The 16,875-nt window shown below is 45.0% G+C and carries 11 protein-coding genes; 3 read left to right on the top strand and 8 right to left on the bottom strand.

All coding sequences use genetic code 11. The features are described 5' to 3' along the window. Positions 1-106 precede the first annotated feature (106 nt). The 6 genes from cas3 to IXB50_RS05410 form a co-directional block, all read right to left on the bottom strand. A complete protein-coding gene (gene cas3 / locus IXB50_RS05435) occupies positions 107-2,818 on the bottom strand; it encodes a type I-D CRISPR-associated helicase Cas3' (RefSeq protein ID WP_215607931.1) in 2,712 nt (903 codons plus the stop codon). Continuing rightward, a complete protein-coding gene (locus IXB50_RS05430; protein ID WP_215607930.1) occupies positions 2,811-3,638 on the bottom strand; it encodes a hypothetical protein in 828 nt (275 codons plus the stop codon). The genes cas3 and IXB50_RS05430 overlap by 8 nt, the downstream gene beginning before the upstream one ends. A 3-nt stretch (positions 3,639-3,641) precedes the next feature. Then, positions 3,642-4,514, bottom strand: coding sequence for a hypothetical protein (locus IXB50_RS05425; protein WP_215607929.1), 873 nt, complete (start codon positions 4,512-4,514; stop codon positions 3,642-3,644). A 2-nt stretch (positions 4,515-4,516) separates the two neighbouring features. Continuing rightward, complete coding sequence (locus IXB50_RS05420; protein ID WP_215607928.1) at positions 4,517-6,985, bottom strand: hypothetical protein; 2,469 nt, start codon at positions 6,983-6,985, stop codon at positions 4,517-4,519. A 78-nt stretch (positions 6,986-7,063) separates the two neighbouring features. Continuing rightward, positions 7,064-7,204: a hypothetical protein gene (locus tag IXB50_RS05415; protein ID WP_215607927.1), complete on the bottom strand. Its 141-nt coding sequence runs from the start codon at positions 7,202-7,204 to the stop codon at positions 7,064-7,066. 310 nt (positions 7,205-7,514) lie between these two features. Next, on the bottom strand, positions 7,515-7,715 hold the full coding sequence (locus IXB50_RS05410; protein WP_215607926.1) for a hypothetical protein: 201 nt from the start codon (positions 7,713-7,715) through the stop codon (positions 7,515-7,517). 135 nt (positions 7,716-7,850) lie between these two features. On the opposite strand from IXB50_RS05410, the gene IXB50_RS05405 reads away from it, so the two are divergent. Then, positions 7,851-8,696 carry a helix-turn-helix transcriptional regulator gene (locus IXB50_RS05405; protein WP_215607925.1) on the top strand — a complete coding sequence of 282 codons (846 nt, stop codon included), beginning with the start codon at positions 7,851-7,853 and terminating at the stop codon, positions 8,694-8,696. A 163-nt stretch (positions 8,697-8,859) separates the two neighbouring features. Here the strand turns inward: IXB50_RS05405 and IXB50_RS05400 are convergent, their stop codons facing one another. Next, on the bottom strand, positions 8,860-9,420 hold the full coding sequence (locus tag IXB50_RS05400) for a Uma2 family endonuclease (protein WP_215607924.1): 561 nt from the start codon (positions 9,418-9,420) through the stop codon (positions 8,860-8,862). Between the two features lie 464 nt (positions 9,421-9,884). Here IXB50_RS05400 and IXB50_RS05395 point away from each other — a divergent pair, with 464 nt between their 5' ends. Both IXB50_RS05395 and IXB50_RS05390 read left to right on the top strand, forming a co-directional pair. Continuing rightward, a complete protein-coding gene (locus IXB50_RS05395; RefSeq protein WP_215607923.1) occupies positions 9,885-11,624 on the top strand; it encodes a diflavin flavoprotein in 1,740 nt (579 codons plus the stop codon). Between the two features lie 184 nt (positions 11,625-11,808). After that, complete coding sequence (locus IXB50_RS05390; RefSeq protein WP_215607922.1) at positions 11,809-13,104, top strand: tetratricopeptide repeat protein; 1,296 nt, start codon at positions 11,809-11,811, stop codon at positions 13,102-13,104. Between the two features lie 466 nt (positions 13,105-13,570). On the opposite strand, the gene IXB50_RS05385 is transcribed toward IXB50_RS05390, so the two are convergent. Beyond that, positions 13,571-16,822 carry a PAS domain S-box protein gene (locus IXB50_RS05385; protein WP_215607921.1) on the bottom strand — a complete coding sequence of 1,084 codons (3,252 nt, stop codon included), beginning with the start codon at positions 16,820-16,822 and terminating at the stop codon, positions 13,571-13,573. Positions 16,823-16,875: the final 53 nt, after the last annotated feature.

Below are 16,875 nucleotides of genomic sequence, written 5' to 3'. Positions count from 1 at the left end.
TTTGTCAGAGAGAAGCTTTAGGTCGAATAGTTGGTTGAAGGTGTAAGAGGTGTTGGGAGCTAGTATTGACATGGCATAGGTTAGTCCTCAGAAAGAGTGATTTTAACTAAACAGCTTGTTTTTCCAATGGTTTGATGTACTTGATGATTACTGATTTTCCTTGGTGGTGTTCGGATAGCTTGTGGAGAAGCTTGGCCTCTAAAGTACTGCTGATGTTGATAAAAATACCTGGTAAGTCGACGAAGCCAATATCAGAATCATATTGGTAAGGTTCCAGGCAGTCACTCTGGGCTCCGTTATGGGTAGCACCAATGCGTATAACAATATCCTTGTTATACGCAGATCCCCACCTTAGAGGGACCATTTTCCAACGGGTTTCTTCTTGATCATAGAAGCGCTCATAAACATCTACGTTGGCATATTGATTAATAACAACTCCATCATCTTTTTTTTGCACTAAACGGTCTAGTGGAATAGATGCCTTAGGTAACTCAGATAAATTCTTTTCCCAGTCTGAAGTTTGGCCGTCGTCATAAATTAGAGTGGCGGATGGTGTCCAACTGCGTGTGATGACTAGACCTTTTTCATAGGCTGACTGGCATGTCAAATCTGAGGCATAAACATAGTCATGCAGCATCGAGAAAATTTCTACAATACGATAATCGTCAATATGCTGCGAGCGCTTGATACAGTCACCAATTTTTTGGGTCTCAAAACTTGTTAATGCTTTAAGTGTCTCCTGATATTTTTTCCATCCTCCTTCATTGAGAGTATTCGCAAAATCAGGTATTTTATTGCCAACTACAATGACTTTGGCATCAGGAATATCACCTCGTCGATTACATCGTCCAGCTCGTTGAATTAGATTTTCTGGTGGACAAATTTGTGAAATTAGAGTAGTTGCATTTAGGTCGCAGCCAACTTCAATAGCACTTGTCGTTATCAAAATGTAGGGTTGTTTGTGCTCATCTCGATCTTGAATTTGCTTATAAACTTCAGGGCGTTTTTGGTCAGCTAAGCGCCCGTGATATAAAAAGACTACTCTGTCTGAATCTGTTGCATGCTGAATCTGAGATATGAGCTTCTTATAAATGGCTGCAGCATCTTGAACGGTTTGTACCACTGCTAAGATTCGTTGATCTGATTTTTGTTGCCATGTGTCTTTAATAATCTCAGTGAACTTATCCTGAAAGCTTTCAGGATGTTCTACATCTCGGGAAATGTTATCCAGCCATTCAAAACTGCGCTGGTTAAGATGTGGTCGTTTGAGGGCTATATTTTGATACTCTTCCAGTTTTTTGGCATTGGCAGGTTCATCGACATAGTCGATTTGATCAAGGTAGTCAAATCTCTTTAAAAGCTCCTCGGGCATTGTCGCCGTCATCAGCACTAGAGAACGACCGGCTTCATAGAGTGCTCTTACCAGGCTTTGAAAATTCGTAAATGAGATATCGTCATAGCTATGGGCTTCATCAAAGCAGATTAAAGTCTTAGATTGGTTAATCCTCAATGGGAACGTGAAGGATTTTTGTTTGTCTCCAAAGGAGAAGTAACGGTATAGAAATTTGTCTAATGTGGTTAGAATGACATCACCTTTATAGAGATGGCGACGTAGATTGATTTTCAGCGTCTTAGTGATGTCTTTACCATTTTTATAGACCCAACGGTACATCTGTGAGCCGGTATCGACCACTAAGGATATCTCACGATGCTTATTTTCAGGTAGTTCAGAGAACTTGAGTAAATACTTCTCGATTCTAGCTTTCTGATCTTCTAAGAGGCTGCGTGCAGGTAAGGGTAAGAAAAGGCGATACCCTTGGGCTAATGCAGGAAAGAGAACGGACTCAGTTTTACCTGCTCCAGTAGGTCCTTTGACTAAAAGTGCTGGAAAGTCATTATCTTGGAATGCCTGGAAGACTTCTGCTTGCATTGGATTCGGTGAAAAACCTGCAAGCTTTTGATATATATCATCTACCTTTGGTAGCTCCTGTGGCTTCTGATGAGCCGGTTTAAGTATCACCTGGCATACATATGCTTTAGGGTTAGACGTTTGCTGGTGCCACCAGGTTTTGACGATGGCATCCAGCTTTTTTCCTAGTTTGTTATCTTCGTTGCGATCGCATAGCTCCCTCAATTCGGTCTTTTCTACATCCGTCAGCTGTTTAGACCAATAACGAAACGTTAGCTCTAGTTGAGACTGCTGAAATGGCCAAGGATCTAACAAATAAGTTCCATTGCCTGCATCAGAAATGGTGTAATCCATAAAGGTGCGAGACTCTGCTTGATCTTCATCACCTACAATCCGGCAAGCTAACTCTGCCTCAATTTGGTCACACATCTCTAAGATATACAATTCCTCTGCATAAGCTAAAGGATTGTGATTCAGGATAGCCTTATACTTTGGGTCTTTGCGAAGCTCATAAGTATCACGGGTGATATCCCCTACTGAGAAGTCATGGTGCCCTCTAGCTAAGGCTTGTGCCCAAGCATCCTCAGTTTCAGCTAAAAAGCGGTGCCCTCGGAAAGAATAAATATAGTTTTTAAACTTGCCTTTTGGATCAGTATTGACTTGAATAGAAAACTTTTGAGGTTTTCCCATGTCGTGAATATCAGCGGCTTTCAATACTCTAGGTAAGGAGTCTGCACATGGAAAAACTTTCCATTGCTTAACCAACCGTCGGACATTGCCAACATGATCGCCAAGGGGTTGTAGGCGTACTTCTTCAGGAGTGGGTGTTGGTTCCCCTGGAAAGAAGAGTCGACCAAAATTATAAGGCTGAGTTTTTCGCTCGCTCCGTCGCTTTCGCTGATTAGGCATGAACTTCACCTCTTAGCAGTTCGATAAGGGCCGCAGGGATGTAGATATCTTCCTGATCGGTGTAATAGTCTAATGTGGGAGGGTTATTTAAAGGACTGCTGAAATAACCTGCGACAAAAGGTACAAATCCTTCAACGCTACTGGGCTGAGTATCAAGAAAACCCTCTCGGTCTGACTCTGTTATAGATTGGTCAGTCTGTTGATAACGATAAAGGTTATAAATGTCGCATCCACCGACAAACGGATTACTTTGCAATAATGCCTCCATCGGGAGGATTGTAGATGGTATTGCCGCAACATTCATGGACTGTAATGTCAAAACATCTGAGGTTCCCGATACAAAGGCAAAGCCCTCTTTACCTAATTTGCAGCCATAGGCTTCTAAATCTTGAAAATGTTCTAAGCCTTCTGGAGTATCTGCCACAACATAGCCCGTTAGTTCCTCAGCGATCAGATATTCCCAGGTATGAAGCTGAAAATTAGCTCTGTCTTTTTCCTGATAGATCTTAGAAAACGAGTCGTGATTAAACTCTCGCATCCCTTTTCGATAGGTACGATGAACTCCGTGCCAGCTACCTGGTGTAGGGTATGCCCCTAAAGCTGTGTACCTAGGGGGTAGTGTGTAGGTTGGCGGTTTTTCTTTGTTGATACGTGTTTCTGGTAGTTCCAGTCCAACGCTTAACATACCCAACCGTCGTAAGAAGCCAGATAATGTAGTGGGAGGAACAAAGGGATATGTGGCAATATTGAGGATTGAACCTGGCAATATGCGAAACGTCATCCCTGCCGTGGGCTGAAGGGTAAGCTTGATGCAGTACATGGGTTACGCCTGCAAGACGGTGTCAACAAATTGGCTGGAATAATCCTGTAGTTTTTCAAGGGCTGAATCACCAATCCAGCGTTCAAAGTGAGTTTTCTCAATATGGTTTGAATTACTATCGGAGAAACGTGCCAAACGGAGGAAGTCTTCAATTGCTTCTTCTGGGTTGGTCACGGATGGTGAAATAACCGGACGCTTGCCTCTTGGGACAAGATATCGGTCGATTACGAGTAAGGGCATTTTGTCTGTTGACTCAGCTAAAGCCACGCCTTTTGGGTTGCCGGAACCAATGCGTGCCAACGAATCAAGGAAGGCATAAGCGACAGATGCAAACTCTTTATCTGTAACACTTAAAGCGTGATTTGTAATTGGATATAGCAATCCTGGTTGGTTATATTGCCGTTTGAAAGGGATAGGAGTTTCATCCTTTTGGTTGACTAATCGAGCAGGATGCATTGCCCGTTGTTTATCGACAGGATATAAATTTTGTACAGCTACTCCACCACCATGGGTTACTCGACCGATTAGAGTGCGTTTACCTGGATCTAAGGCACCATAAGGACCACAAATAGGACATGCTGGTTCAGCACAAGTCTTAGGGATACCGCATTTTTGGCTATCCCCTAGCAGTTCACCACTTTTTACAGGAGCCCATAGTAGACAACGACGTTCTACGCCTCGACGTTTGGTAGGTGAAATATAGCATTTCTCTAAGGCTTGCCCGTCTTTTGTTTCCAGTTTTATCATCTCGACCAGGTTTACGTTAACCTGTACTTCATCCCCGAGATAAAGTTCTTGAGAGCCTTCTAAGATGGCATAAATGTCAAAATGCATCCGAGGATTTTTGTTGTCTGTTTTAGGAAGTCCAGTTGGCATAGTTAGTTTTTCTCGCTTGTGGATTTTAGTTTGCGTACTAGTTCAGGGAAACGAGTATAAAGAGAAAGTTTGAGATTATAAGTTAATTCTTTCCAGTCTTTCTCTTGTTCATATTCTTTTTGGCTAGCGAAGTGTATGTAGACTTTAGCTACATCATCAGCATAAAGCTGAATATACTTTCCACCTTGGTCAGTTTTATCTTCACGTCCAGTGATAGCCAGATTTTTCAGCAATATCAATGTCTGATTATAAATGAAATCATTTCTTGAATTATGATAAAGTCTTGCCTGGACATCTTTCTTCTCTTCTCCTCCTAAGGTTGCGTAGTAACAAAATGCTGTCACATCGTCGGCTTTTTCAATAATCTTGCCAACTTCTCTTGCGGTATATTTAGGATCTTTTTGTTGCTCTAAAGACTTTTCTGCCACTCTTTCTAAAGATTCAACAAATGCGTAGGTTAGACCTGTCAGTGCTGCTACATCCTGATATAGCTTTGCTCTTTTTGTTAGTCTTGAATTTGAGTCCATAAATCCTTTTAGTTCTTCCCAGTAAATTGAGCGAGTTTGTTCTATCATCAGGTGATTAGAAATACTGGAAACTTTCACCAATGAATAGTCTGCCAAATATGGTAAATCTTGTTGTATGTAGCGAATAGCATCTCCTAAACTAATGTTTATTTCCTTGCCAGCGATGATAATTGATTGTCCGTAGCTTTCCATCAAGCCTTTGATAAACAGTAAATGTCGACTTCGAAGTTCAATATCACTGCCCTGTAAAATCAATTTAAATCTAAAGTCCTTTAGAACTTCTTGTGGAAAAATTGAGGCAACTTTAGCAAGCGCATATTGCACTTGTCCTAGTTTGGAGGCTGCCAAGTCCCCCTTATTCGTTCGGTCAGAGGTTAAGACTATATATTTACCAGCGCTTAGATGTACTTCCTTACTAGTCAACATTCGGACATAGTCTTGGAGTTTAATCGATGCCGTAGATGCTTGATCGATTGGTAATAGTCTAAGAATAATACTTTCGTCAGTAACCTTGAGTGGTGATGCGAATGCTAGTGCTGAACAGGATGCGCAGATATGGGGTCTTCCTTCTCTGTTAGAAGATTGTCGACGTTGGGATGGTCGCTCGAACATAAATCGCAGTACTTGCCACTTAGCCTTTTTAGGATCTAAACCAACCCCGCAAGAGTAGCAAAACTCTTTGCTATCATCTCCCGCTAATCGATTAGCTAGTAAAGGTGGCTTACTAGCTAGCAGGGGCGGTGGCAACGAATCTAGGTCTTTTTCATCCAGTTCTAAAAGCCGATACATTTCAGTAATGCACTGGGTAAAGATATCCCCACGGGTAGAATTTATCTGATCAGTTGCTTTCCTATCAAAGCGTTTGGCAATTTCGGTGATGCTCTGAAACTTTTCACTATGAAGTTCACGGTCACGGAAGACAAACTTAAATGGTTGGCATCCTATTTCCTTTAAAAGTGAGCGCTTTTCAAGTAGCCATTTTTCCGGAAATGTGATTTTTGACGCAACTTTATCTCGTTGTTTGTAAAGCTTACGCTGATCTTTCTTAGGCAAACTGCTATCTGATAGCTTCGTGTCTAGCTGGTGCAGTTCTTTCCATAGTTCGGTTTGGTTATTGATCAACCCAGCAAAAGACTTTTCAAAATTTTCAGTGTACTTTTTAGCTTCTTTAGCTTGCATTACCTCCTTATCATCCAGTTCTTTCTCTTTTGACTGCCGTTCTTTTTCTTTCAAATCTGAAGATTTAAGTTCTTCTTGAATACTATCAATCTGCTTTTGACGATTACGTTGCCGCCGGTCAACCTGCTGGATCACTGCAAAATACCAGGCAGCCAATACCTCAGCTTGTTCCTTGGTTAAAATTGGAACATCAAGAGTACTAAATCCTCGTCCCGACAGGGTAACTGCATTGAGCATGATAATAAAAGTCTGCACTAGACCAGGCATTTGTAATCGGCTGTCACCAAATGCTGAGAAGGCAACTTTTTTTAGAAATTTATCCCATTGCTCTTCGAAGTCAGGTATGGTTTGCCCTGGTATAAAAACTTGAACATGGCGGTCACTCTCATTGAGTACAACAATCTGATGTTCTTTCAGTAGATAGTCTAGGAATCGATCAATTATGCTTTCAATAGCTAGCCGGGCTTGCAGTTCTCCTGGAAATGGAGACTTATAAAGGATCTGTGTTTGCCCAATTGGATAAGTTTCATAGGTGACAAATGCTTCATTGATGTTCAAAGAGTATGACGATCCTGAAGCTTCATGTTTGCTGGTACGAAGCTGTCGTAGTAACTTTGGATTGTGAAAAGCTCGTGCAATTCCTTGGATATCTACATATTCGTTAGCATGAGACATTGTTAGCGTTGACACAACGGATGTCACCTTTGAAGAAGGTATGACATCAGATGCCAGAGCACTCAACAAAATTTTGGCGTTAGTATCCATACAGTGCTGTGTCCATAGTTCTTGACTGGACAGGGCGGGAGTAATTTACTCCCGCTGTTTGTTAGTCGGTCAAATTAATCAATCTGTGTAATCAGTATTGTCCTCCACATCGAAAATCTGTGATTGGCGCAGCTCCTCGATCTCCCAGTTCAGTTGTTCAATGAGAGCTGCGCGTTTAGCAATTTCGCGGGCTATACCATACGGGTCATAGACAAACATTATTTCCTCCGGAAATTCAAAATTTACAAAGTGACCGAAGGAGGGACATGCTAACGTAAAGGTACGAGTCAATACGAAGCGGAGCCATCCTTCGGTTCCGCTCAAAGATAGCATAAAAATTTTATGTCGTACTAAAGATGAGGCTAAAATTGAGACGTTTTTCCCAGAGCCAAGATAGCTTAAACTAAGCTATGGCCTCTAAAACCCTTTAATTTCCTAGGGATTGAAACGTACTTAAGAAAGAGGCTAATTGATACTTACCTCAACAAAACCCTCTTAGGGATAGGACTAGCCAGGGCTTTCTCTGGCTTTAATTTTGTCTGATTTTAGTGCTGAGTCGATACTCAAAAGTCTTGGCATCATGCCTACGTTTCTCCACCTGCCAATCTTGATCCTTCACTGCCTGATGGATTGTCGCCGAAAACCGATGACCCACCTTTTCCACCAGTTCACCCGTGGAATGCCATCCTCCATCCTCTAAAACCTGCGTTAGCTTTTCCAATTTCGTCATTGCAGCGTATCCTCCACTTCCATCAGAGGTTTATTTACAATCGCAAACAACCTATATTGCCTTTTTGAAATTACAATTGAGAGTATGGCACATAAAAAATAAATTTGCAATTGCAAATTGCCAATTCCTCAAAAAATGCCCAGAAAAAAAGAATCATTAACCTTATCCATTCCCCCCGGTACGCGCGATCAGCTAGATCGCCTTGCGGACCAGTTAAACTATCACTGGGGTACAAAACCAAGCCCCTCAGCTCTTATAACTGCAATAGCTCGGGGTGATTTGGCCCTAGGCCCTAAAATGAGCTTAAACAGTGAACAAACAAAGGCTTTGGTGGTAGCAGTAAAGGCCTTAGTAGATGAAGGAAAAATAAATGAAGCCAAAAGTGTAATTACACTTTTGTTGAGTCATGGTGATTTAGAAGCACCTCTGCGTCAGTCCTTGCTACAGCAAGTTAGCCAACCGATGGAAGCCTGGCGGATTCAAGTCGATAAGTTTATCGATGAACACCAGTCCTTTCACCTCATATATGGCAGACCCAATGGGAATATGCACGAATTTACCGTTCGTCACGCTAAGATCGAACCATACGAAAAGCGTCTGTACTTACAAATATGGTGTGAGGAAACAGCAGATAGTACTGACTTTCCGGGCATTGAGCACAATCGCACTTTACGGTTGGATCGCATTCAAAACATCTTTCCCATTGATGGCCATTGGCGAGGCAACTTTGATTACATCTCGGTAGAATTTCACCTACTGAAAGGATTAATTTATGCTTACGAGCCCAGAAAAGAAGATGTGGCAGACGAAACATTTGATGATCACCGTCGGATTGTTCGTAAAGTTGCCAATACGTTTTGGTTTATTCGAGAAGTCCGTCGCTATGGTCCAGACTGTCTGATTATTTCACCCAATAACGTGCGTAAACAATTTAAAAAGGACTTAGAGCTAACCTTGCAACATTATGAGTCTCAAGATTGAGGGGAATATAAGAGCTGTGTAGCAACAAATACTCAGCTTTGAGAGTGTAATGCTGATTGGATAAGGGCATAGGAAAATCACATCCACCCATCCATCCATCCATCCATCCATCCACCCATCTACCCTCACCCCCATCCACCCATCTGGAGATAACTCATTTGTTCTATCCAAAGACTTGATTTACCTCTATAGAAATCTCAGGAAATGCTTGAAAGTTAAGCCTCTCTCCTAGATTAAAAATTTGGAGTTGTTGGTAGGTCTTATTCATGGGCTGGCAATAGCGTTCAATCTGGGTATCGTTTAGGTCAACCAGCCAAATCTCAGGAATCTGTTCCTGGGCATATATAGGGACTTTCACGTTTCGATCAAAGTCAATGGTGCTATCGGATACTTCTACCAGCACAAAAATATCAGCAGGTGTGGGATGCCCTGCATTATAAAAATCTTCTCGTCGTTGCAAGATAGAGATATCTGGCTGTGGTTCGGAGTTATCACTCAGGAGAATGGGACTTTGTACTCGAATCAACGCTTTGCGGAATAGTTTTAAGACTAATAGCTCATTAAGCCTGTCTACACAAGCAGCGTGGCGTCTGCCAACGGGCGACATTTCAATAATCTCTCCCTGAATAAGTTCCACATGATCCCGATCAGTCAAAATGCCAGATTCGATCATCTGGTGATACTGTCCTACCGTGAATTTTTTTCGCAGAATTTGGACGGTCATTTTAGGCGATATTCCTAGGGCTGGAATTGTAACTGAGCACTACACCGGCAAACGTTTTGAGGGTATTCAAGTTCAGTATAGTTCGCACGCCATTACTAGAAACCTGTCTGTGAGCTGGCCGAAGTCCCCTACAGGCCTCATCATCCAGCTACGGTTGAGGTTAGGGCTGAGCCTGCCATAGGCGACACAGGTGCTGGTGACTCAGGGAGCACGGTAGCTAATCATTATACCCACTTCATTGATAGACCATCGATGCCGGAATGGTCGTGAATGATGCTTTTGGTGGTGGACGTTATCTGGACGTTAGCTTGATAAATCAGAAACAATCAGGAGCTGAAACCCTTGATTTCTAGTTAATTTTTTGAGGGGGTGCAAAAGTTAATCTTTTGATACACAATAGAGACTAAAGCAACATGCATGTTGTTAAAGTCGTGTGTTTATAGGACGCCCCATCAAGGAAAACCATGGTTGTAGCTGCTCCAGATCTTGCTAACTCAGCTGAAAAGCGCCTTACCCTGACCACGGGTGATCTGGCGGAAAATACCACCGTGATTCGTTCCCTGGATTGGGATCGGGACCGGTTTGATATTGAGTTTGGTTTGCAGAATGGTACTACTTATAATTCCTACCTGGTGCGTGGGGAAAAGACGGCACTGATCGACACATCCCACGCCAAGTTTCAGCAGCTCTATATGGATGCGCTGAAAGGGTTGATTGACCCCAAAGAAATTGACTATATCGTTATTAGTCATACTGAGCCGGATCATAGTGGTCTGGTCAAGGATGTATTGGACCTGGCACCTCAAGCGATTGTTGTCGGTGCAAAAGTTGCGGTCAAGTTTCTTGAAGACCTGGTACACCAGCCGTTTGAATCCATGCTGGTGAAAAATGGTGACACCCTGGACCTGGGTAATGGCCATGTGCTGGAGTTTGTCAGTGCCCCCAATCTGCACTGGCCCGATACTATCTTTACCTATGACCAGAAAACGGGCATTCTCTATACCTGTGATGCCTTTGGAGCCCACTTTTGCACTGACGATGTCTTTGACGAAGATCTTGATGCTCTGTCCCCTGATTTTCGCTTTTACTATGAGTGTTTGATGGCTCCTAATGCCCGCTCGGTGATTTCGGCCATGAAGCGGATGGATAAGTTGGGGGAGATTTCCACCATTGCAGTGGGCCATGGTCCTTTGATTCGTCACAATCTGGAAGAACTTACCGATCGCTATCGCCGCTGGAGTAATGAGAAGAGCAAAGCCGAAAATATGGTGGCGATGTTCTATGTGTCGGACTATGGGTATTGCGATCGCATCTCCCAAGCTCTCGCCAAAGGCATCACCAAGACCGGTGTTGCCGTTGAAATGATGGACATGCGCCTGGCCGATCCCCACGATGTCAATGAAATCGTCGGTCGGGCCAAAGGCATTCTCATGGGCATGCCCCCCTCTTCAGGCCAGGGCGCGGAGGAAGTCCAAACCGCCCTTAGTTCTATCCTGGCAGCCGTAACCGATAAGCAAACCTTTGGTTTATTTGAATCCTATGGCGGTGACGATGAACCTATTGACCCTCTGCAAAGCAAGCTGCAGGACCTGGACCTGAAGGTGGCCTTTGCCCCCATTCGCGTCAAGGACACACCGTCGGAAGCGCTTTACCAACTCTGTGATGAGACCGGCACTGACCTGGGTCAGGACCTGGCCAAAGCGAAGAAAATCAAAAAGATTAAGTCCCTCGATGCTGACCTGCAAAAGGCGCTGGGCCGGATTAGCAGTGGACTGTACATTATCACTGCCGCTAAGGGCGCAGTTACCAGTGCGATGTTAGCTTCCTGGATTTCCCAGGCTAGTTTTAAGCCCCTGGGGTTTACGGTTGCGGTGGCCAAGGACCGAGCCATTGAGTCCCTGATGCAGGTGGGTGACACCTTTGTCCTGAATATTCTTGAAGAAGGCAACTATTCACCGTTGATGAAGCATTTCCTCAAGCGGTTTCCCCCCGGTGCCGACCGCTTTGCTGGTATTCGCACCCGTCCTGCCAACAACAAGTCGCCGATTTTGGCCGATGCCCTGGCCTATTTGGAATGCACGGTGACTACGCGGATGGAACTAACCGATCACTGGCTAGTGTACTGCACCGTTGAAGATGGCAAAGTCTCTAAGGATGAGGCGATCACTGCCGTTCATCACCGCAAGATTGGTAACTATTACTAACGGGTTAAACTATTAGTCCTTGGCAGGGAGCCAAACGGGTAGAGGGGAATGACCGTCTACCCGTTTGTTTGTATTATCTGCAAGGGGTATGAGTCTGCTACTGAGCCATCGGCTTCAGGCTGAATAGCTTGCCATTGGTTAGAAAGATAGGTTGAATGGTGATGTCTTTAAGACCCTGAGGACTATGAAATCCTTACGTCTATCTATTGTTGCGGCTACCTTGGCCAGTCTGCTAGCGAGTAGCAATGCCCATGTATTTGCTCAATCCGCCACTGAGCTACAGGCGGGAGCCTTATTGGAATCGGCAGAACGTCTAGATCGTGACAGCGATGATATAGACGCCATTACGATGGCCTATGAGCAGGCCCTGGCGGCCTACGACGAGCTGGGCAATACGGATAAAAGTCTGGAAATTTTAGATACGCTATACGCCATTAACCACTCTGCCTGTAGAGATGAGGAAGCGATTCGATGGGCAAGTCAGGCGTTGGAACGGTTTGCTTTGCCCCAGCGTGACTTTGAACTGAGGGATAAATTATTTGAGTATAAACGTTGGGTCAATTTGTTGGGGGGTTCGTATCGCAGAGAGGGACAGTCGGCGCAGGCATTGGAGCTATATAAAGCCGCGCTTGAGAATTTGGCTACGATTTCTCCATCCATGGATGAGGATTTACCATTGGGTATAGAAGCCGAATTTTTGCGATCGCAACTTGCCCTACAATCCAGCGACAGCCATGAGGCAACCGTCATTCTGCAACGGATCATGGCCGTGCGTCAGCAAGCTGGGGTGATCAATCAGATCAACGGGCTGCTATCAGATGCCATGTTTCTCAGTGAGAGTGACCGTGATGCCCCTTCTCAAACTGCCGTGGAGCTGTTGCAGCAAACATTAGAACTGAGTCGTCTACACAACTATCCATCCGGGGAAGTGCAGTCCATTACCCTGCTGAGTAAACAGGCATTAGCCGATCGCAACTATGAGCAGGCCATTAGCTATGGAAACCTTGTCCTAACAGAGTTTAACCAATTGGATGGGGTAGGACCATGGTCGGCGGATGCTCGCCATGTCTTAGCCCAATCTGAACAATCCTTGGGTAATGATACAGAGGCCATTAAGCACTACTCAGGACTGTTAACCCTGATAAATAGTGAGCCTGATTTTTATATAGAAGTTAGTAGATACGAGGTTGTCTCTAATCTCATTAACCTCTATGAACGTATAGGCGATACTGCATCGGCAAATGAGTTGGCAACAGACTATAACGATTTGCTCAATGGGCTCTTGCCAATAGCGTCGATCCCGCCCCTGACTCTTCGTCGGCCTTTACCGGGTTTGCCGCGTTCTTTTCTCTCCTTTCGCGGTCTCTGCCTCAGGAATCCAATCCGGTTACCCGATAGTCAATCTAGCCCTCTGCCCAGCATTCGTAGTCAACCTACACCCGTCGTCCCCAGGCCTTCCACAATTTTGCCACCTGACTAAATCAGGAGATGTTCCAATCCTGTTATACGAAATCCCTATATTCAAGGTCCTACAGCCAATCTTGTCGCTACTCTGCGAGAAGTCTTGCGCCTATAGCGACAGCACTCGATTAGCGCCCGGTTTTGAACCGGGCGTGGGTTTGAAGTTCAAAACCGACCTGAGTGCAAGATATGAGACCATTTATGACAAAGAAGCTACCAGTTATCAAGGCCCCCAAGCCCCCAGAATTGGCAGGGTTGTTTCGTGTTTGCCAGAGAAAATCTGTAAGGCTTATTACTTCGTTTATACTGAATCGAGATATGATCGGAGGGAACCAAAACCGGTTGCTTGGGGTCCCTGCCTTCAGATTTTCTGTCCAGACAATGAAACAGCCCTGCGGTTTTGAACCGGGCGTGGGTTTGAGGTTTAAAACCGACCTGAGTGCAAGATATGTGTTTCATAAATTATCCAATTTAGACTCTGTCGTTTACTGAGGCATTGCATTTAAGTGATGTTGCAAAAGGGTTTCAATTTCTTCTACCTGAAATTGTTTGGCCAGTTTGAGCATGGGAGCAACAAACGATGTATAGGCCTTGTCCTTCGCCACTAATTGCTCTAGGCTTTCTCTCAACGCTTTGGCCTGACCACTCTGGGCAAATGCCAATAGGGTTTCCAGGTCCTGGTGCGGTGGGACAATGATGTCAGCGGTTTCTGGAGTCGTTGTCTCTGATGGGGTATCGTAAATCCACTCTAAGTCCAGACAATCAGATATCACCTTAAATAGAGTGGACGCATCGATCGGTTTTGCTAAAAATTTATTGCCACCTTGATCAAGGGCCATTTGTTGATCTGCTTGAGAGACTGACGCTGATGACACAATCACCTGATGGTGGCTGAGGTCAGGGTGACTACGGATATGCTGTAGAAATTCAAAGCCATCCATGACAGGCATGGCTAGATCGGTAATGATCAAATCAGGCTGACACGATTGCAATTTGGTTAAGCCTATCTCCCCGTTCTCTGCTTCAATGATGCTAAATCCTAAAGGCTCCAGCAGGTTAAGTAGAACGGTACGATTCTCCCAGCGGTCATCAATAATCAAAATTGTATGGCGTTTTCCCTGGTACCCCATCAGCCGATCGCTACGGGCCCCACCCAGTTGTTGTTGTGCCCAGTCTGTTGATAATGGCAGCTTGATCGTAAAGTAAAACTCACTGCCATGGCCCAGATCACTCTGAACTTGAATGGTTCCCCCCATGAGCTGCACGATCCGTTGGCTAATGGCCAGTCCTAATCCAGTGCCTTCGGCTTGTTTATGCTGATCGCCTACTTGTTCAAATGCTTCAAACAGTTTAGAGAGATCGGCTTCAGCAATACCCAGGCCCGTGTCGATTACTTGAAATAGTAGGGTCACCTGGGCATCCAATTGTTCCAATAAGTCTATTCGTAGCGTCACGGCACCCCTATCCGTGAACTTAATGGCATTGCCCAGAAGATTGATGAGCACCTGTCGTAGACATTTTTCATCGACAATGACCCCATCTGGTAGGCGAGAACTGGGTTGATAAATAAAGTCAATCTCTTTTTGTCTGGCTTTAATGCTGCACATTTCCACCACGCTTTGTAATAGTGACGGTAAGTGGATGGGGGTTGGCGTGAGTTTGAGCTTACGGGCCTCGATTTTGGCAAGATCTAAGATGTCATTAATCAGGTTTAACAGATGAGAACCACATTGGTAGATAACATTAATGCCATTCCGGTCTTTATCAATCAGAGTGGACGACCGTTCTAAAATTTGCGCGTAGCCCAGGATGCCGTTTAGCGGGGTGCGCAATTCATGGCTCATGTTGGCGAGAAATTCACTCTTGGCTTGGTTGGCGGCATCGGCTGTTTCTTTGGCCTTGGCCAGGGATTTATTGGTTTCTGCGAGGGCGGCTGTGCGTTCCAGGACTCTGGCTTCTAATTTCTCGTTAATTTGTTTCAGGGTTTGTTCAGCTTGTTTTTGTGGGGTAATGTCGTGATATGTGCCGAGAATACCGATCACATTGTCGTTGACATCCCTCAGAGGCGCTTTATTGGTTTCGATCCACGTTTCTTGGCCATCCTGGGTTAACTGGGCTTCAACCATACCGAGTTCTGCTTGACCGCTATCCATAATGCGGCGATCCCACTCTATGTAAAGGTCTGTTTTTTCCTTTTCCCAGGGTAAATCGTAGTCACGTTTGCCAATAATTTCATCGGCTGAGTTCAAGCCTGCAATCCTGGCAAAAGCTTCATTACATCCCAGATAGACAGAGTTGCGATCTTTCCAAAACACTTTTTGGGGAATGGTATTAAGCACTAGCTGGAGTAGCTTTTGGGATTGATCAAGCCGCTGTTCTGCTGCTTTGCGATCGCTAATATCTCGAATCATTCCCAGACAATACTGGGACTGTCCATCGGCCATCTCTACCAGGTTGACCGTCGTGGTAGACCACACCACTGAACCATCTTTGCGGATATACCGTTTCTCAGCCGTAAAATCCTTGATCTCTCCACTGAAGAGCGCTTGAACCAGTTCGCCAGATTCTGCCATATCGTCGGGATGGGTGAGTTCAGCCACGGACATATGGGCCAGTTCGCCGTGGGTATAGCCGACGAGATCACAAAAGTAATCATTTACCCGAGAAAATTTTCCAGTTTGCATGTCGCTTTCAGCAATGCCCATGGCAGCCTGGGCAAAGGCGGCGGTGGCTCGGGCTTCGCTGAGCTTAAGGGTGGCTTCTGTGCGTTTGCGATCGCTGATACTCCGGACCAAACAATGAAGCATCGTCGTATCCCGATCAGGGATTGCTGTCAGCATTACCTCCGCCCAAAAGTCTTGGCCATCGGCCCGTCGATACATCCATTCAAAGCGATGACGGCCTGATTGAAAGGCTGCCTGGCTCATGGCATCGGCTTTATCGCTAGATCGCTGACCATCGGGCTGCACATCGGGTGAAATTTTCGCGGGATGGATGGCCAATAATTGTGCCTTATCTGTATAGCCAAATAAATCCAGAGTGGCCTGATTACAGTCGATCAGACCATTGTCCCCGAACAGTAGAATCGCATCGGCGGCTTGTTCGAATAGGGCCTTGAACCGCAGTTCCGAGGCCTGCAATTGGGCCGTTTTCTCTTGTTCCAGGTGATAAATTCGTGCATTCTCTAGGGAAATGGCCGCCTGGTTGCAGAGTAAGGTCAGGGCGAAGATGCGGTGGTGGCTAAATACCCCCCTGATGGATGAATGGCTCAGGTAAAGGACGCCAATTAACTTTTCTTGATAAAGGATGGGTAACCCCAAAATACTCTGGGGCTGTTGCTGACGAAGATGCGCATCAATAATCGGTAAATCACTCTCTAGATCATCAACGACGACGGTTTGCTGGGTGTTTTTGACATACTCAATCAGCTTGATAGGTAGATCACGATGATGGGCCAAATCATCTGAACATAGCTCTACCGTATCCGCTGTGGCCATGGCCTTGACTTGCCAATCGTCGTCACGATTTTTCAAAATTATGGCGCAGCGCTCTCCCCCAGAGTGTTCTAAGAAAAGGGGAAGGAGCTGGCACAGCAATTGCTCCTGTTTAATCGCGCTGGCAATAGCCTGGGATGCTTTGAGGATGGTTAATACCTCTAATGCCGTATTTCCTAATGCTTTATGTTCATTGGCCTCAATCGGCTGGCCAGGGGGTTTGCTAGCTACGTGATCCTTCATCGTCAATACCTGAGAAGCAAGGGCAACGAGTTAACTGACTCATTGACATCAGA

This window comes from Leptothoe spongobia TAU-MAC 1115 (assembly GCF_018739885.1).
GTDB classification, from domain to species: domain Bacteria; phylum Cyanobacteriota; class Cyanobacteriia; order Phormidesmidales; family Phormidesmidaceae; genus Leptothoe; species Leptothoe spongobia.
This window is presented reverse-complemented; position numbering and strand designations above follow the sequence as displayed.